Here is a 15,108-nt window from a genome sequence, read left to right on the forward strand (position 1 = left end):
CAATTCCCTGCGGGCATCGTGGCAGCGTTCAAGCTGCGAAGGTCGGTGACCGTCATGCCTCTCGTACGCCGCCCCAACCCCGCGTGGGACGCCTTCACCGAGATCCTGCCCGGCACGCCCACCGGCGGCCCCAGGACCTCTCTGGCGGCCGGCTGGCCGTCCGAGCTTCCTGATCCGCGCCCCGGCGGTACCCCGGCGCTCCAGGCGGCCACTCTGCCGCGTATGGCCTCCGCACCGGGTACCAGCCCGGCCCGGGGACGGCCCACGCGCGACCAGCTCGGCCTCGGCGCCCCCGGAACCGCGCCCACCGGAGCACCCTCCATGGGGCACGGACGCAGCAGCATCTTCATGGCACCCACGTACTGACCCCTGGAGGTCACCCATGTCCGACGTCCTCGCCGTTCTCGTGAACGTATCCGTCTCCATCAGCGCCGTTCTCGGCCTGTAGCCGGCCATGCCGTTCAAGAGCCGGGCCCAGGAGAAGTGGGCCCACGCCAACAACAAGCCGTGGGCGAAGGAGTCCTCGAAGAAGACCGACCACGGCAAGCTGCCCGCCAAGAAGGGCGCCACAAAGAAGACCGCCGGCGGGAAGGCGAAGTCCCGGAAGCGGTCCTGACACAAGCCGAAGGCCCCCGCCCTGAGTCGTGCCAGGACGGGGGCCTTCACTGTGCGTTGGGCGTCACGCCGGCAGGTCGAACTCCCCAGCCTTCACGCTGTTGACGAACGCTGCCATCTGCGAGGAGTGCAGACGCAGCAGACCGCCGGCCTTGTTCTTGGAGTCGCGGATCGCCGCGCCACCGTCGACAGCGGCAATCTCCACACAGTCGCTGCCGCTGCCAGCGCCGGAGTACGACGACTTGAACCAAGCCTCGGCCGGAATGTCCTGGGTCTTCAGCCCACGGTTGTCAGCCACTGGATTTCTTCTTCCTGATTGTTTTGATACAAGCTACGGATTCATCCGGGGATAGCGCCAGCGCGCGCAGGGCCTCAATGTAGTACCGGGCTTCTCGCGTCTCCTTCTGATTGGAACGGAACGTCATCCCCGTCTGAGAATCCTGCACGGTCACGGTCTTCGCGTCGGCTCCGGCGAAGTCCAGGACGTGCATCGCGTGCGCCACCGTGACGGGAGAGCTGAACGGGACAACGCGGAGAGTGACACGATGGTTCTTCACGTCATCCAGTAGTGCGTCGAGCTGCTCGATCAGCACGTCCCGCCCGCCGATTTCCTGTGTCAGGAAAGCCTCGCTGAAGATGAACTCAACGGACGTTGGGGCGGGCTTATCGAAGATGCTTCGCCGCTTGCGTCGAATTGCCACTGACCGCTCGATCACATCCGGCGGAAGCACCGATCCGGCTACCCCGGTGGTCACCGCACGAGCATAGCTCTCCGTCTGAAGCAAGGCTGGAAGGATGTTCACGGCACAGGTGGTGATGTTCTGGGCCGCGTCCTCGTAGGCGATGAACTGGACGAGGCTTTCCGGGAAGTCGTCCTCGTACTCCTGCCACCACGCCTTGGAGATGGCCTGGCCTTCCTTGAGCATCGTCCGCAGCTCGGTGCTGATCTCCAGGTCGGCGCCGTAGAGCTTCAACAGGGCTTCCAGCTCGGCAAGTTCGGGCCAGGCTGCGCCCCGCTCGAACCGCGAGACGCGGTCGATGGTCTTGCGCTTGATCGCCTTTGCGGCGTCGATCTGCTTGACCTGCCGGCCGTCGGGGTGTCGGGCGTTTTCCCGCACGGCCTTGAGCGCTTGGCCGAAGCGCCGGCGCGCGACCATCCCTGCGGTACTGACCGCCACTGCGGCCCCTCCCTCGATGTGGCTTTGTGGACAACGGGAAGAGTAGCGCGGGGGCACGCCAGAGGGCACGTGTGGGGGTTTTTTGCCCGTGGGGGTTGCGAGCGTAGGTGCAATCGCACCACACTCTCTGCATCACGCACCGGTAAGCAGGTGTTGCGGTGCGTTACCTACGCGGCCTGCCCCCATGGCCGCGTGCTGGAGGCTGCAATGCACACGGAACAGCACGCTCGCTCGGATGTCGTAGTAGAGAAGTTTTTCCCCTGCACCCCTGATCAGGTGGGTTGCGCCCGCAAGTGGGCTGCGTCGATTTACGCCGCCGCTGGCGCTGATCCTGACGTGTGCCGGCTCCTCGTGAGCGAGGTGGCCACCAATGCGGTGGTGCACGCGCAGGGCGAGGAGTTCTGCGTGCGCGTGCACCGCAGGGATCTGTGGGTGGAGGTGGTCGACCAGTCCTGGAAGCTGCCCAGACACAGGCCGACCACCGAGAAGTTGGAGGACGGCACGGTCGCGCCGGCCGAGCACGGGCGTGGGTTGGAACTGCTCGACCTGCTGGCCCCGGGCTACAAGGTGCTTCTCCGGGACGGCGGTAAGGCCGTTCGTTTTCGGCCGTTAGCGATGGACTCGTAGCGACGATGAGGAGGCTGGGGTGGACCCGGCAGATCAGCACCCCCACCTGGCACTGCTCTCTGAGGACGAGCTGGCCAAGGACCCGTTCCCGGACGAGCCGTTCCGGATGACGTTCCCCGCGTACTGGACGACCGGCGCCGATGGTGTGCGCCGGCGGTCCGACATCGCTGTCCGGCTGAACTCGGCGGACATCACTGACATGAAGATGCGGATTCGCGCTGTGGAGATGGCGTATCACTCCCGCATATCTCGCATGAGCCCCGAGGAGATCGAGGCGGAGCGGCGGCGGGCGGCGTGCATCGCGCTCCAGGCGCCCGCCCAGCAGCCCACCGTGGAGCTGCTGGCGACCGTTCTCGTGAGACTCCGAGAGGTCGCATAGACGCACGGCCTGGCCCTCCCCGTGACTGCATGGGTCAGGCCGTGTCCCCTCCCCGTCCCGCCGCCTGTCGGGTCGGGCCTGTCACCGGGCAGCACTCGGCCGGTGGCAGGAGAGTCCGGCCGGCGCGGTGCTCGTTCCTCCCTGCGCGCCGGCCGGGCTAGTCCCTCAAGACGTCTGCCGGCCCGGAGCTGTGGGGGCGGGGCCGGCAGACCGGGGCGCCTCGCTCCTCCGGGCGGTGGGGCGCCCACCCCCCACTTTCGACTGAGGAGTTCTCGTGCGTGATCGAGCGGCTTTGTGCCTCGCTGTCGGCACGTTCGGCCTGACCGCCATGGCGGGGGCCGTCCTCATCTTCCTCGTCGCGCGTCGGCACTGCCTGTGCTGCATGGCGCGTGTCGAGGAGGACTATCTGGCGGCGGAATAGCTCGCGGTTCGTCTCCTGCGCGCTATTTCACTTACTGGGAAAGGAGGTGGTTGCGGGAAAGTAGCTATGCGTCCTGCACATGTTCGCCTGGGTTGGCGAGACTTCCCCGGTCTCATCCGCAGCCAGCCCAGGCACCCCCTTTCTTGCCGAATTCCTCAAGGGATTCGGCCTTTTGTCATGCGCTAAAAATTCGACGATAAACGCATATGCCATTTTCTACCCTTGGGCGGTTTTCTCTTCCTCTCCCGCGACTAAAGCCCTACGTTGCAACGCAGGGGGGAATTCTCTTCCCGCTCGCGAAGCGTGCGAGTCGTTCTACACGGAGGTACTGCCTTGCTTTCCCAGACCCCTGTCGCCGCGCCGGCTGCCGAAACGGTGCTCGACCTCGACGACTGGCAGCTCGACGTCACCGTCACGGACTCGCCGACGCCCGTCCCTGCCGGCTGCGGGAGCGGTGACGGTTGCGGCAGCACGTGCGCTTCTGCGTGCGCGAGCTGACGCCTGATCTGAGCTGACGCCTGTGTGGGGCGGGCCCCCGCCCCACACAGGCCCGGTGGAAGGGGAATCCATGACGACGCGGGCCAAGCTGCTGCGGAGTGGTGATGTGCTGCTCCTGCGGGCCGCCGTGCTTCCGCTGCATTTCCAGGGCCTTCGCTGGCCGCTGGTGGACGAACCCGAAGACTGCCGGCGCTGGCTGGGGGAGGTGTGGGCCATCCCTGCCTTCTCGGATGCGGCGCGGGTCGCTACGCCTCGGCTTGCCCTAGCGGTCGACCGCGTGCTGGAAGGCGACAGCCTCTGCCCTAGGCAACTGCGCAAGACGGTGGCTGCCACCGCTCGGTACTTCCTGCGGGCGGCGGGCCGGCCGACGCCGTTCGGACTGTTCGCCGGCGTCGCCATGGCAAGCTGCGGACCGTGCGAAGGTGCGGTCGGCTCCGCGCACACACCCCTCGCCCGGCCGGACACCCTGTGGCTTGACCATGTACGCCGCAGGCTCACGGCTCAGTCGGATGTCGTGCCGCACTTGGTGTTCCAGACCGACGACCTGGTGGTGCGCCACGGTGACGTCCTGGACCGTCCGCTGTCTGGTGGACGACTCGCCAGCATGCACGTTCACCGCCCCCTGGCTGCCCTGCTGAAGCTCACCGCTGCCCCGATCACCGGCGACGACCTACTGCGCCAGCTCGCAGCACTGGGGGGCTCAGCCACTCAAGCAACCAGGCTCGTCGTCGAGGCGCTTGAGGTGGGAGCGCTGACGAGCAATCTGTTCGCGCCCATGACGGAGCCGGACCCGCTTGGACACATGCTTCGGGTACTGACGCCTGTGTCAGGGAGCCTGAAGACTGACACGACTAACCTGATCGCGGAACTGGCGCTCGTGCACCGTCTGCTGGCCATGCACAACGCAGCCAAGTCACCCGAAGCCGCCCGGAAGCTGCGGCGGACGGCCGCAGACCGGATGACGGGGGTCTGCGGCGAGGGCCGCACCCGGCTCAGCGTCGACCTGCGGCTCGACGCCATCGTGCAGGTGCCCCCACTGGTCCTGGAGGAGGCGGAACGCGCCGGAGAAGCCCTGCTTCGCCTGACCAGGAACCTGCGGGAACAGCCGGCTTGGTCGGCGTATCACGAGATTTTCTGGGAGCGGTACGGCGCCGGCAGTCTCGTGCCGGTCCGTGAGGCGGCCGACCTGGTCGCCGGCGCCGGCCTGCCGGCGGGCTTCCCCATGTCCGTGCAAACCGAGCCTGTTGTCAGGGTGCTCCCGCGTGACGAGCTGCTGATGCGAAAGGCGTGGCAGGCGGCTGTGCACGAGATGGCGGAGATCCAGCTCACGGACCGTGACATCGACGAGCTGTGCACCGCCGACCTCGACGAGGTGCCGGTGGTGCCTCATATGGAGATGGCTCTACGGGTCCATGCTGCGACGCCGGCGGCCGTCGACCGAGGTGACTTCACCCTGTCGGTTCGTCCCGCATGGAGCACAGGCACGTTCTCCGGCCGGTTCGCGGTGGCCCTCGACGACAGCCGTATCGGCGTGGCGTACCGGCAGCTCCCGACGCTGGTCGACGGCGCGCTTCCGGCCCAGCTCTCTTTCACCCCGCCCTATCCCCACGCCGAAAACATCGCACGTATCCCGTTGTTTCTCCCCTACGTGATTCCTGTGGGTGAGCACCGTGAGCCTGCCGACCGTGTGATCCCGCTCGATGACCTTGCCGCTCTGTCTACCGGCAAGCGGATGCACCTGGTGAGCCTGTCGCGGCGCCGCGTAGTCGAGCCTGTCGTTCTGCATCCCCTCGCGCTGGAAAAACAGGCTCCCCCCGTCGCCCGGTTCATCGCCCTGCTGGCACGCGGATTCGCCGGAGCCTGGACGCGGTTCGACTGGGGACCACTGGCATCGACCATGCCGTACCTGCCGCGTGTCCGCTACGGCAAAGCTATTCTGTCGCCCGCCCGTTGGCGGCTGGCTGGCGAGGATCTCCCCGCTGGCGGTTTCGATGCCACCTGGCACAAAGCCTTGTCGGCATGGGCCTTGGAGTGGAAGTGCCCACGGCGTCTTGAGCTGTTCTCCGACGACCGGTACCTGCGTCTCGATCTGACCGAACCGGTGCACGTCCGGCTGCTGCACGCCCACCTGCGGCGCCACGGAAGCGCGGAAATGGTGGAGAGCCCCGAAGATCAGGAGCTGGGCTGGATCGGGCACGCTCATGAGATCACCCTGCCGATGGCCTCCGCGCGGTCACCCCTGCCACACCCCGATGTCGCAACAGCTCCGGTCGTGGTGAACCGGATGCTCCCCCCTCCCGGGGCTGCCTCGCAGCGTTGGGCGCAGGCCAAAGTGTTCACGCACCCCACGGCGATGGATCAGATCCTCACCCGCCGGCTGCCCGAGCTGCTCGCCACGCTCGGCGAGCCGGACTGCTGGTTCGTCCGCTACCGCACGTCGCAGGAGGAGGACCATCTAAGGCTGCGAATTGCCGCGCCCGATGGCCTTGCTTACGCTGCGGTCACTCGTGCCCTGGCCGAGTGGGCGGAACGGCTTCAGAGCCATGCTCTTGTCTCCCGGCTCCTGATCGACGGCTACCGGCCCGAGTTCGGGCGCTACGGCGTCGAGCGGACGCTGGCCTGTGCCGAGGCGGTATTTGTCGCGGACAGCGACACGATCCGCTATCTGCTGGCCGACCTGCCCCAGGCCGACCGCCGTGTCCTGTGCGCGCTCGGCATGATCGACATAGCGCGAGGTCTGCTCGGCAAGCTGGAAGGCGTGCGATGGCTGGCCGCTACTGCCGCCGAGGCCACCGGCCGGCAGGAAGTCACCCGAGCGGCTTTGGATGAGATGCGTGCTGGCGCTCTGGGACGGTGCACCGGTTGGACGGGGCGCGTCGTGGCGGCGCGGGAGCGACGTCAGGAAGCTCTGAATGCCTACCGTGTGCAGCTCGGTACCCGGCCGCTCGGTCCCGTCCTGGAGTCCCTGCTGCACATGCATCACAACCGGTTCATGGGGCCCGACCGGGAGGCGGAGGCAGCGTGCCGGCATGCGGCGCGGCAGGCGTGCCGGTCCCTTACGGCGCGGGGAGGCAGCGGTGACTGACGTCCTGCATGACCTCGGCCGGGGCGTGCCGGGAGCCGTCGTCTACGAAGGGGCCCTCGCGCGGGGAAGCGGCCGGTGGGCTGCTGCGCACCGTGCGGCGCGTGCGATGACTCTCCAGGCCCCTACCGGGCATCCGGAGAGCGCCGGCCTGTTCTATGGCGCTCCGGCCGTGGCCTTCGCCCTGCACAGCGCCGGGCATCCCGCTTATCAGTCTGCGCTTGGCCTGCTGGACGAGGCCCTGGCCGAAATGGTGGCGCGGAAGCTCTCGGCCGCTGAGAGGCGCATGGACAGCGGTCGGCCACCCCGTATGAGTGAGTACGACTTGATCAGCGGTTTGACCGGACTGGGCGCGTATTTCCTAACCCGCAACATGGAGGAGGACAGAGCCCTCCATGACGTCCTGGGCTACCTGGTGCGGCTTCTTCAGGAGCCGGTCACAGCCCACGGGCACGAAATGCCGGGCTGGTGGACCTCCGACAGCCCCAACAGCCGCCCTGACGAGGGCTGGCCGGCCGGTCACGGGAATTTCGGGATGGCGCACGGAGTCGCCGGCCCGATCGCTCTCCTTGCGCTGGCCGGCCGAGAAGGACACAGTGTGCCGGGCCAGACGGAGGCCCTCGCGGCGTCGTGTCGGCTGCTGGAGCGGTGGGCGCAGCCTGCGTCTGGCGGTGGCGCTGCCTGGCCCGAGGCCGTTTCCGTGGAGGAATGGCTGGCCGGTCCCAGCCCCAAGTACCGGGCGACTAGGCCCTCGTGGTGCTACGGGACTCCAGGCGTCGCCCGAGCCTTTCAACTGGCCGCCCTCGCCTGCGGCCGTCAGGACGACCGGCGGCGGGCCGAAGAACTCTTGACCGTGTGCCTACGCGATGCCGTCCAGGTAGACCGTCTCACCGATCCCACGGTCTGCCACGGGTGGGCCGGTGTCTGCCTCGCGGCGCAGTGGGCTGCCGCCGATACTCCCGCAGACAGCCTGCTGCGCCGTACCTTGCCGAGGCTGCGTGCCCAGTTCACCTCCCATCTGGCAACGAACCCCCTGCCCGAGGGCGCAGGGCTCCTTACGGGCGCCAACGGCGTGCGCCTGACGATCCACACCCTCAGCCCCTCCCTCCCCGTTGCATCGGGGTGGGAGGCATGTCTCCTCCTCAACTGAAAGGAAGCCTGTGAACAACACGCCCACCATCGACGAGCTGCGCGACAAACTCGTGGACCAGATCACTGCCGACCGCGTGCTGCCGGCGTCCGTCGAGCGGGCCCTGCGCACCGTCGCACGCGAGAAGCACCTCCCGGGCCTCGCCCCGGAGAAGGCGTACACCGATGAGGCCGTGAGCATCAAGGAGAACCCCGACGGCCCGCTGCCGCTCTCCCTGGCATCCGTGCCGTCCATCGTCGCGATGATGCTCGGCCAGCTCGATGCGCAGCCCGGCGACCGCATCCTGGAGATCGGCGCCGGCACCGGCTACAACGCTGCCCTCCTGGCCGAGATCGTCGGCGAGGCCGGCGAGGTCACCACGGTGGACATCGAGGGCGACGTCGCTCTGCATGCCCGGACCGCGCTGAACAGCACGGGCTACGAGCGAGTCACGGTCATCGAGCGGGACGGACTGAAGGGGGCGCCCGAGAACGCCCCGTACGACCGCGTGATCGCCACCGTCGGTCTCTGGGACATCCCCGGAGCCTGGTGGGAGCAGCTCGCGGACGGCGGCCAGCTCGTGCTGCCGCTGCGCTGGCGCGGCCAGACCCGCTCGGTTGCTTTCACGCGACACGGCAGCACACTCGTGTCCGAGGGCATGGAGCTGTGCGGTTTCGTGCCCATCATCGGCCAGGGCGGCGAGCGCATGACCGAACTGGCTGACGGGACGATCCGTCTGCACTACGACCAGGACCAGGACGTCGAGGGCGGCCGGCTCGACGATGTCTTCTCGACGCCGCTCGTCGAGGTGTGGTCACAGGCACGGGTCGGCGGCCAGGAGCCGTTCGACGGGGTGTGGCTGCGCGCCACCGTCACGGACGACACCGTGTGTCGACTGGAGGTCACCGGCGAGGCCCTGGAGGCGGGAGTGCGGCGGCCGGCGATCCCCGTGCGCAGTCCCGCCCTGGTGGCCGGTGAATCGCTCGCCTACCTGATCCTCCAGCGAGAGGATGCCGACCCGGAGCAGCCGTGGCGCCTGGGTGCGGCGGGATACGGGCCCGACGGTGAGGGTCTGGCCGAGAGGCTGGTGGCCCACATCGATGCCTGGAGCGTCGACCGTCAGGCGGTGCCGGCCATGACCGTCTACCCGGCCGACGCAGCGCCCGACGACACCTCGGGCGGCCACGTTGTGCAGAAAGAGGAAACCGTCGCTCTGCTGACGTTCTGACCGCAGGCCGGCGGCCAGTGGACGGCCCGTGCGCTGACCACGCAGTCATTTCACCCGAGGAGCAGCACAATGAGCACTGCAAGCGCGCCGCAAGGCCGGGCGGTTCCCGTGCCGCCGGCCGAGTACGTAAAGACGATCGCACAGGCCACGATGTACGGGTGCCTGTTCTTCACGGATGAACAGGGCCATCCTGTGCAGCTCCGTTCGGTCTACGGCAGCCGGGAGTGGCAGTTCCCCGGCGGGAACACGGACCCTGGTGAGAGCCCCTGGCAGACCGCCGTGCGGGAGTGCGAGGAGGAGACCGGCATCGTGTTCACCGGTGAGCCCAGATTGCTCGTCACGCATTTCATGGCGCCAACGGCCACCTGGCCTTTGTGCCGGGTCGGGTTCGTCTTTGACGGCGGGGTGCTGACCGACGAGACAATCCGTGGCATCGGTCTCGACCCTCATGAACACGACCAGGTGGCGGTCCACTCGTTGGAACGGTGGAAGCAGATTATGAGCCCGATCAAGTCCTCGCGCCTGGAGGCTACCGCCCATGCTAGGGAGAACGGCGGCGGCCTGTACCTTCCCGAACCGCTGGACCCCGCCCAGCCGGTCCCGTCCAGCCAGACCGTCCGCCTGCTTGGCCAGGGGGGCTTTGGTGAGCGTGAGTCTTGAGGCGCTGAAACAGCAGGCACTTCGTATCCGTGACCTGTACGACGTCCTGAACCGCCACAAGCGGGGACGGGTATGGACACGGGAGGAGTTCATGCTCGGCTTCGTGGGCGATGTCGGCGACCTCGCCAAGCTGGTGATGCGCGAGGAGGGAGCCCGGGATGTACCCGGCGGCCGGGCGGCCCTGGAGCATGAGATCGCCGACTGCCTGTGGTCGGTCCTCATCCTGGCGCACGTGTACGAGGTCGATCTGGAGGCAGCCTTTCACCGCACGATGGCGGAACTGGACGTAGCGATCAGCGCCCGGATTCCCGCCCCTGGCACAGGCATGGGGCAGGATCGCTGAGTCGTGTTTACGTGCCGGCCATGCGGTCGCGGATGGCCTGGAGGGTGGCGAGGGCGACGTCCCACTCCCCCAGGTCGTCCTCCAGGTGCTCGCTGGGGGTTTCGGCGATGCGCCAGCCGTAGGCCCACACGGAGACACCGTATTCGCGGGCGGCCTCGGGGGTCATCTTCGAGATCCGCCGGCGGGCGTCGTCGAGCAGCCGGTTCTGGACGCGTCGGCTGAACATGGTCACCCCTTGGGCTTGGTGCGGTGGTAGTTCGGCAGGAGGTGGCCTTCGGAGGACAGGAGGGCCGTGGGACGGGCTCCGAGGGCGGCGGTGAGGGCCTGGTGCTCGTCGCCCTGGCGGGAGGTCCAGCGGCCGATGACGAGGCCGCGTGTGCCGAGACGGTAGACGGTGGCCGGCTCCGCCCGCCGGTAGGGGGCGACGGTCTCCTGGTAGTAGGTGCGGTACCGGCGGGGCCAGTCGCGCCGGCAGCGGGTGGCGGTGATGAGCACGGGCGTCACCAGCCCGCGCGGGTGTAGGGCTTGCTGTTGAAGACAGCGTTGATCATCCGGCCGGGGCTGGTGGCGTTGCGGAAGCGGTCCCATTCGCGGCGGGTGACGTTGTAGTACTCGTATCCGACGCCGTCGGTCCACGTGTGGGGTGCCATTTTGCCGCCCCGGAATCGGACGAACATCGTCTTGGACTTGTAGTCGTAGCCGGCGGCCATGGTGCGCGGGCGCGGGGGGTTCGATGTATTGGTGGGCCGCTCGGTGAGCAGGAGCTGGTCGTCGCCGAGGTGGAATGCCCGAAGGAGTGCCTGTGTCTTGCGCGGGCCGAGGTGCTCGCGCGAGTTGAGGATGTATTCGCGGAGTTCGTCGTCGTTGTATCCGTGCAGGGGCATGAAAAGACCCTCCCGTCCGTGGCCGGTTGTTTCGACCGTAGGAGGGGAGGGTTTTTCGTTGATATTCGTCAGGCGGCCAGGCGCCAGAAGCCTCGGCCCTGTGCGGGGTTGGTGATCGGCCGGACGAAGGTGTCCCGGGCGAAGGCGTCGTAGCGCTTGTGGTCTTTGAGGCTTTCGTGGCCGTAGAAGGTCATGGTGGTGGCCAGCGGCAGGCCGGTGGTGGTGCGCGCGAAGGTGATGGACGTGTAGCGCATCAGGTGGGCGTATATGTCGTTCGAGCGGACGCCGCTGTAGGTGCCGATGGTGTGGATGATGTGGTCGAGGCCGGCGTCGGTGAGGTGCTTGTGTTCGCGCAGGCCGGTGTCGGGGTGGGTGTGCTGCTGGCGGGAGGGCAGCAGCGGGCCGTGGGTGCGGTCGCCGACGTGCTTGGTGAGGATCTCGTGGACGGGCGTCGGCAGGGGGATGGTCTGCGTGTAGCGGCCTTTGACGCGCCAGAACTTGAGGGTGGGGCCGAATTCGTTGCGGCCGAGGTTTTCGACGCGGGCCAGGCGGGCTTCCTCTTTACGCATGCCGCAGCCGAGCAGCAGGCCGATGAGGGTTCCGTCGCGCCAGGACTTGGCGCCGGCCTCGGCCCACAGGGTGCGCGCTTCGTCTTCGGTGAGGTGGTCGACGGCATCCTTCTTGGGGACGTGGACGTACAGGCCGGTGCACGGGTTGCCAGCGAGGGCCAGGCCGTTGGCGATGGCGTAGTTGTAGAAGTCGTCGAGGACGTTCAGCCGGTGCTGGCGGGAGGATGCGGCGTAGGGCAGGTGAGCGCATTCGTGCCAGCACAGCCCTGGGTGGTCGGGGTGTTCCTCGCTGGCGAGGTAGGCGAGGTACCGGACGACGTGGGGCTGCGTGGGGGCGGCCGGGTCGGCGCCGAAGCGGCGCATGAAGGTCAGGAAGAACTCGATCTCCGCCCGGTAGCGCTTGGCTGTCTCCGTGCTCTTGAGTGCCTTGAGGTCGTGGTAGGCGTCGGCGAGCTGGTCGATGGTGCGGGCCGCGAGCCGGTCGGCGTTGAGGGCGGAGAGGTCGAAGAAGTCCGTGCTCATGTCGGCACCCTAGAGCCGTACTTGGCGTTAGCTCCCGTCAAAGTATCGGCCAGTGGTGCAGGTCACAGACCCCTCTGACATTATCTGTCCATATTTACTCCGCTTTAGCTTCGCCGGCATGGGGACACCACTCGATGCCACGGAGCAGGAGCTGACGGCCGGCCTGCCCGAAGAGCAGGACCCGGCGCCCGAGTCCGCCCGCACCGACCAGGCCCTCATCTCGGACATCATCGACAAGGTCATCCTCGTCATCGACGAGCTGTCCGGCCACCCCCTGCGCCCCTACCAGCTCCCCCTTGCGCGCCGGCTCCTGGAGTCCCTCATCACCGAGGACTCCGCCAAGATCACCGCGTTGTGGTCCCGGCAGTCCGGCAAGAGTGAGACGGTCGCCGACACGGTGTGCGGCGCCGCGATCATGCTGCCCCGGCTCGCGAAGGTGTTCCCGAACCTGCTGGGGAAGTTCAAAGAGGGTTTGTGGATCGGAGTTTTCGCGCCCACGGACGAAATGAGCGAGACGCTTTTCTCCCGCATCGTCGGCCGGCTCACGTCCGAACGCGCTCAGGATATTCTCGCGGACCCTGAGATCGACGAGAAACTCGTCGCCCGGGGAAAGGTGCTCCACCTGAAGCGGTGCGGCTCCCTCATCCGCAAGCAAACCGCACACCCGAAAGCGATGATCGAGGGCCAGACCTACCATCTGGTCGTCATCGACGAGGCCCAGGCCGCCGACGACAAGGTGCTCAACAAGTCCATCGGCCCCATGCTCGCCTCGACCGCCGGCACCATGTGTATGACCGGCACCCCGACCTACACCAAGTCCGGGTTCTACGAGCAGATCCAGAAGAACAAGCGTGAGGGGACACGCAAGGGACGCAAACGGAATCACTTCCAGGTCGACTGGAAGGAAGTCGCCAAGCACGTCCCCCGGTACAAGAAATTCGTCCAGTCCGAGATGGACCGGCTCGGCGAAGAATCCGACGAATTCAAGTTGAGCTACCGCCTGATCTGGCTTCTCGACAAGGGCATGCTCGTCACCAGTGACCGTTTCGACGCGCTCGGCGACACCTCCATGCGGGTCGTGCAGGAATGGCACCGCTCCCCGGTGGTCGTCGGAATCGACCCCGCCCGCAAAACAGACTCCACCGTGGTCACGGTCTGCTGGGTGAACTGGGACTACCCCGACGCATACGGCAATTACGAGCACCGGGTACTGAACTGGCTCGACTTGACGGGCATGGACTGGGAGACGCAGTACTACCGCATCGTCGAATTCCTCAACCGGTACTCCGTGTACGCCGTCGGGATCGACTCCGGCGGCCTCGGTGACGTCGTCGCCTCCCGGCTGCGGGTCCTCATGCCCAGCACGAACATCGTCGACATGAAGTCCGACCGCAGCAGCCAGACCAAGCGGTGGGCGCACACCATGGACCTCATGTCGAAGGGCCTGGTGATCTGGCCGGCGCACGCCAAGACGCGGCAGACGAAGACCTGGCGGATGTTCCGCCAGCAGATGGAGGACGCGGAGCTGACCTACCAGGGCCCGCACATCATCGTCGCCGCCCCGGACGTGGACGCCGCCCACGACGACTACGTGGATTCCCTCGCCAATGCCCTCTACCTGACAGCGGACATGACGATGCCGGAAGTCGAAATGCACAATGCGCCCTGGTAGCCATTAACGGCACGAAAAACAGCGTGCTTAGCGTCCTTGGTGAGACGTCTCGAATTGGAGGCCCACCATGGCGCAGAGCCCTCTCGCCCCGGACCCGAATTTCCGTGAAAGCTCCGACCGCTTCTACGAGCGCAAGAGCGCGAACAACCCCACCCGGCGCGGCCCGCTCCGTTTCCAGGAAGGCGTCGCCTCCGACTCCGACATCCCGCGCGAGTTCGGCGAGGGAGTCATGCAGGGCTACCGCACCCCGCCCGGCAGGACCAACCACAACGTCAACGTCTTCACGAAGTCGGCCGAAGAGACGGTGCGCGAGCGGGCACACGTCGGTTCCGCGTCCTGGCCGGAGGCGCCCACGTTCATCTCCGCCATGGCGGAGGGGGCCAGCGAGCAGGAGCTGAGCTACTCCAGCGTCGACCGGGGCGAGCGCCGGCACGAGCGCCGCAACTACGCCCGGGTGGACTGAGCAGTGACCAACCCCGGCCAGAGCACGCCCTGGGCGAAGATCCCGGTTCCGAGCGAGGGCAAGATCCCTGATGTTCCGGTGGATCTCGCCCTGGTCGCCGATGCCGTCGACACGATCCTGAAAAACGTGATCGGCGGCAGCTCGGCCCCTGCCGAGCCGCTCTCGCCGAGCGTGATCGACGCCTCCGCGTCCATCGGCTCCCTCAACGCGACGCAGTCCACACAGCAGTCGCAGATCACCACATTGCAGGGGCAGATCAGCGCCCTGAACGTCGCGCCGTGGGCGACGCGCACCGCGCGGACTAGCGGCTTCTCCATGCGCGGGGACCGGACTCCGACGCTGGTGCACTCCTACCAGGTGCCGTCCTTCGCCCAGCGGCGGCTGCTGCTGGCGTGGGCGAGTATCTCGGTCGGCTGGTCCACGTCGACCACCACGTCCATCCGCACGCGGCTCCAGCTTCGGGCCGACGGCGGCACCCAGTACGTGGACCGCAACATCAACGTCGAGGCCGGCGTCGACCAGGGGCACCAGCTCTTCTTCATGGAGACCGTCGAGGCCGGCAACAGCGTGCGGATCGGCCTGGCCATGGACTGCTATGGGCCGGCGCAGAACGCGAACATCGTCACGCAGTCGCTCGATCCCCGCATGTATCTCGTCGCTCTGCCCTGGACCGGGCCGACCGTCCCGTACCTGCCGGTCACCTGATGCACCCCCTACACCTCACGGAAAGGGGGTGATGCCATGTCGATCGCCTTTGTATCCCCCAGCATGCGCGCGAGTGCGAGTGACCTGACCGTTTCGGTCTCGCCGCTCGGCCTGGTGGAACTGGCGGACGAGT

At 67.4% G+C, this 15,108-nt stretch carries 20 protein-coding genes; 14 read left to right on the forward strand and 6 right to left on the reverse strand.

The window, feature by feature from the left end:
• The first annotated feature begins 54 nt into the window (after positions 1–54).
• Together ACH4NX_RS21115 and ACH4NX_RS21120 are read left to right on the forward strand one after the other, a co-directional pair.
• Positions 55–366 carry a hypothetical protein gene (locus tag ACH4NX_RS21115; protein WP_398128211.1) on the forward strand — a complete coding sequence of 104 codons (312 nt, stop codon included), beginning with the start codon at positions 55–57 and terminating at the stop codon, positions 364–366.
• Between the two features lie 88 nt (positions 367–454).
• Positions 455–616, forward strand: coding sequence for a hypothetical protein (locus ACH4NX_RS21120; RefSeq protein WP_398128212.1), 162 nt, complete (start codon positions 455–457; stop codon positions 614–616).
• Positions 617–679: 63 nt separating this feature from the next.
• Here ACH4NX_RS21120 and ACH4NX_RS21125 read toward each other — a convergent pair whose 3' ends face one another.
• On the reverse strand, positions 680–913 hold the full coding sequence (locus tag ACH4NX_RS21125) for a DUF397 domain-containing protein (RefSeq protein WP_398128213.1): 234 nt from the start codon (positions 911–913) through the stop codon (positions 680–682).
• On the reverse strand, positions 906–1,793 hold the full coding sequence (locus ACH4NX_RS21130; protein ID WP_398153363.1) for a DUF5753 domain-containing protein: 888 nt from the start codon (positions 1,791–1,793) through the stop codon (positions 906–908). Before ACH4NX_RS21130 ends, ACH4NX_RS21125 begins: the two co-directional genes overlap by 8 nt.
• A 207-nt stretch (positions 1,794–2,000) precedes the next feature.
• Between ACH4NX_RS21130 and ACH4NX_RS21135 the strand changes: the two genes are divergently transcribed.
• From ACH4NX_RS21135 to ACH4NX_RS21175, 9 genes are all read left to right on the forward strand, one after another.
• On the forward strand, positions 2,001–2,420 hold the full coding sequence (locus ACH4NX_RS21135; protein ID WP_398128215.1) for an ATP-binding protein: 420 nt from the start codon (positions 2,001–2,003) through the stop codon (positions 2,418–2,420).
• A gap of 19 nt (positions 2,421–2,439) precedes the next feature.
• Positions 2,440–2,799: a hypothetical protein gene (locus ACH4NX_RS21140; protein ID WP_398128216.1), complete on the forward strand. Its 360-nt coding sequence runs from the start codon at positions 2,440–2,442 to the stop codon at positions 2,797–2,799.
• A gap of 274 nt (positions 2,800–3,073) precedes the next feature.
• Positions 3,074–3,220, forward strand: a complete 147-nt coding sequence (locus tag ACH4NX_RS21145; protein WP_398128217.1) for a hypothetical protein — start codon at positions 3,074–3,076, stop codon at positions 3,218–3,220.
• Between the two features lie 375 nt (positions 3,221–3,595).
• Positions 3,596–3,718: an FxLD family lanthipeptide gene (gene fxlA, locus ACH4NX_RS21150; RefSeq protein WP_398128342.1), complete on the forward strand. Its 123-nt coding sequence runs from the start codon at positions 3,596–3,598 to the stop codon at positions 3,716–3,718.
• A gap of 70 nt (positions 3,719–3,788) precedes the next feature.
• Positions 3,789–6,803: a lantibiotic dehydratase gene (locus tag ACH4NX_RS21155; RefSeq protein ID WP_398128218.1), complete on the forward strand. Its 3,015-nt coding sequence runs from the start codon at positions 3,789–3,791 to the stop codon at positions 6,801–6,803.
• Positions 6,796–7,950 (forward strand): lanthionine synthetase C family protein, encoded by a 1,155-nt coding sequence (locus ACH4NX_RS21160; protein WP_398128219.1) that lies wholly within the window; start codon positions 6,796–6,798, stop codon positions 7,948–7,950. Before ACH4NX_RS21155 ends, ACH4NX_RS21160 begins: the two co-directional genes overlap by 8 nt.
• A gap of 10 nt (positions 7,951–7,960) precedes the next feature.
• A complete protein-coding gene (gene fxlM, locus ACH4NX_RS21165) occupies positions 7,961–9,157 on the forward strand; it encodes a methyltransferase, FxLD system (protein WP_398128220.1) in 1,197 nt (398 codons plus the stop codon).
• A 69-nt stretch (positions 9,158–9,226) separates the two neighbouring features.
• A complete protein-coding gene (locus tag ACH4NX_RS21170; protein WP_398128221.1) occupies positions 9,227–9,817 on the forward strand; it encodes an NUDIX domain-containing protein in 591 nt (196 codons plus the stop codon).
• Entirely contained in the window at positions 9,801–10,160 is a 360-nt protein-coding gene (locus tag ACH4NX_RS21175) for a MazG nucleotide pyrophosphohydrolase domain-containing protein (RefSeq protein WP_398128222.1), read from the forward strand. Before ACH4NX_RS21170 ends, ACH4NX_RS21175 begins: the two co-directional genes overlap by 17 nt.
• 7 nt (positions 10,161–10,167) lie before the next feature.
• Here the strand turns inward: ACH4NX_RS21175 and ACH4NX_RS21180 are convergent, their stop codons facing one another.
• The 4 genes from ACH4NX_RS21180 to ACH4NX_RS21195 all read right to left on the reverse strand — a co-directional run bounded on the left by ACH4NX_RS21180 (position 10,168) and on the right by ACH4NX_RS21195 (position 12,135).
• Complete coding sequence (locus tag ACH4NX_RS21180; protein ID WP_398128223.1) at positions 10,168–10,386, reverse strand: hypothetical protein; 219 nt, start codon at positions 10,384–10,386, stop codon at positions 10,168–10,170.
• A 2-nt stretch (positions 10,387–10,388) separates the two neighbouring features.
• A complete protein-coding gene (locus ACH4NX_RS21185; RefSeq protein ID WP_398128224.1) occupies positions 10,389–10,655 on the reverse strand; it encodes a hypothetical protein in 267 nt (88 codons plus the stop codon).
• A 5-nt stretch (positions 10,656–10,660) separates the two neighbouring features.
• Entirely contained in the window at positions 10,661–11,044 is a 384-nt protein-coding gene (locus ACH4NX_RS21190) for a KTSC domain-containing protein (RefSeq protein WP_398128225.1), read from the reverse strand.
• A gap of 68 nt (positions 11,045–11,112) precedes the next feature.
• The gene (locus ACH4NX_RS21195) at positions 11,113–12,135 is read right to left on the reverse strand and encodes a tyrosine-type recombinase/integrase (RefSeq protein ID WP_398128226.1); all 1,023 of its coding nucleotides are present in this window, start codon (positions 12,133–12,135) and stop codon (positions 11,113–11,115) included.
• 118 nt (positions 12,136–12,253) lie between these two features.
• Between ACH4NX_RS21195 and ACH4NX_RS21200 the strand changes: the two genes are divergently transcribed.
• The 3 genes from ACH4NX_RS21200 to ACH4NX_RS21210 all read left to right on the forward strand — a co-directional run bounded on the left by ACH4NX_RS21200 (position 12,254) and on the right by ACH4NX_RS21210 (position 14,975).
• Positions 12,254–13,807: a terminase large subunit domain-containing protein gene (locus ACH4NX_RS21200; RefSeq protein WP_398128227.1), complete on the forward strand. Its 1,554-nt coding sequence runs from the start codon at positions 12,254–12,256 to the stop codon at positions 13,805–13,807.
• A gap of 67 nt (positions 13,808–13,874) precedes the next feature.
• Positions 13,875–14,270: a hypothetical protein gene (locus tag ACH4NX_RS21205; protein WP_398128228.1), complete on the forward strand. Its 396-nt coding sequence runs from the start codon at positions 13,875–13,877 to the stop codon at positions 14,268–14,270.
• 3 nt (positions 14,271–14,273) lie between these two features.
• Positions 14,274–14,975 (forward strand): hypothetical protein, encoded by a 702-nt coding sequence (locus ACH4NX_RS21210; RefSeq protein WP_398128229.1) that lies wholly within the window; start codon positions 14,274–14,276, stop codon positions 14,973–14,975.
• Positions 14,976–15,108 lie beyond the last annotated feature (133 nt).

It is taken from the genome of Streptomyces sp. NPDC017225 (genome assembly GCF_044331465.1).
Classification (GTDB): Bacteria; Actinomycetota; Actinomycetes; order Streptomycetales; family Streptomycetaceae; genus Streptomyces.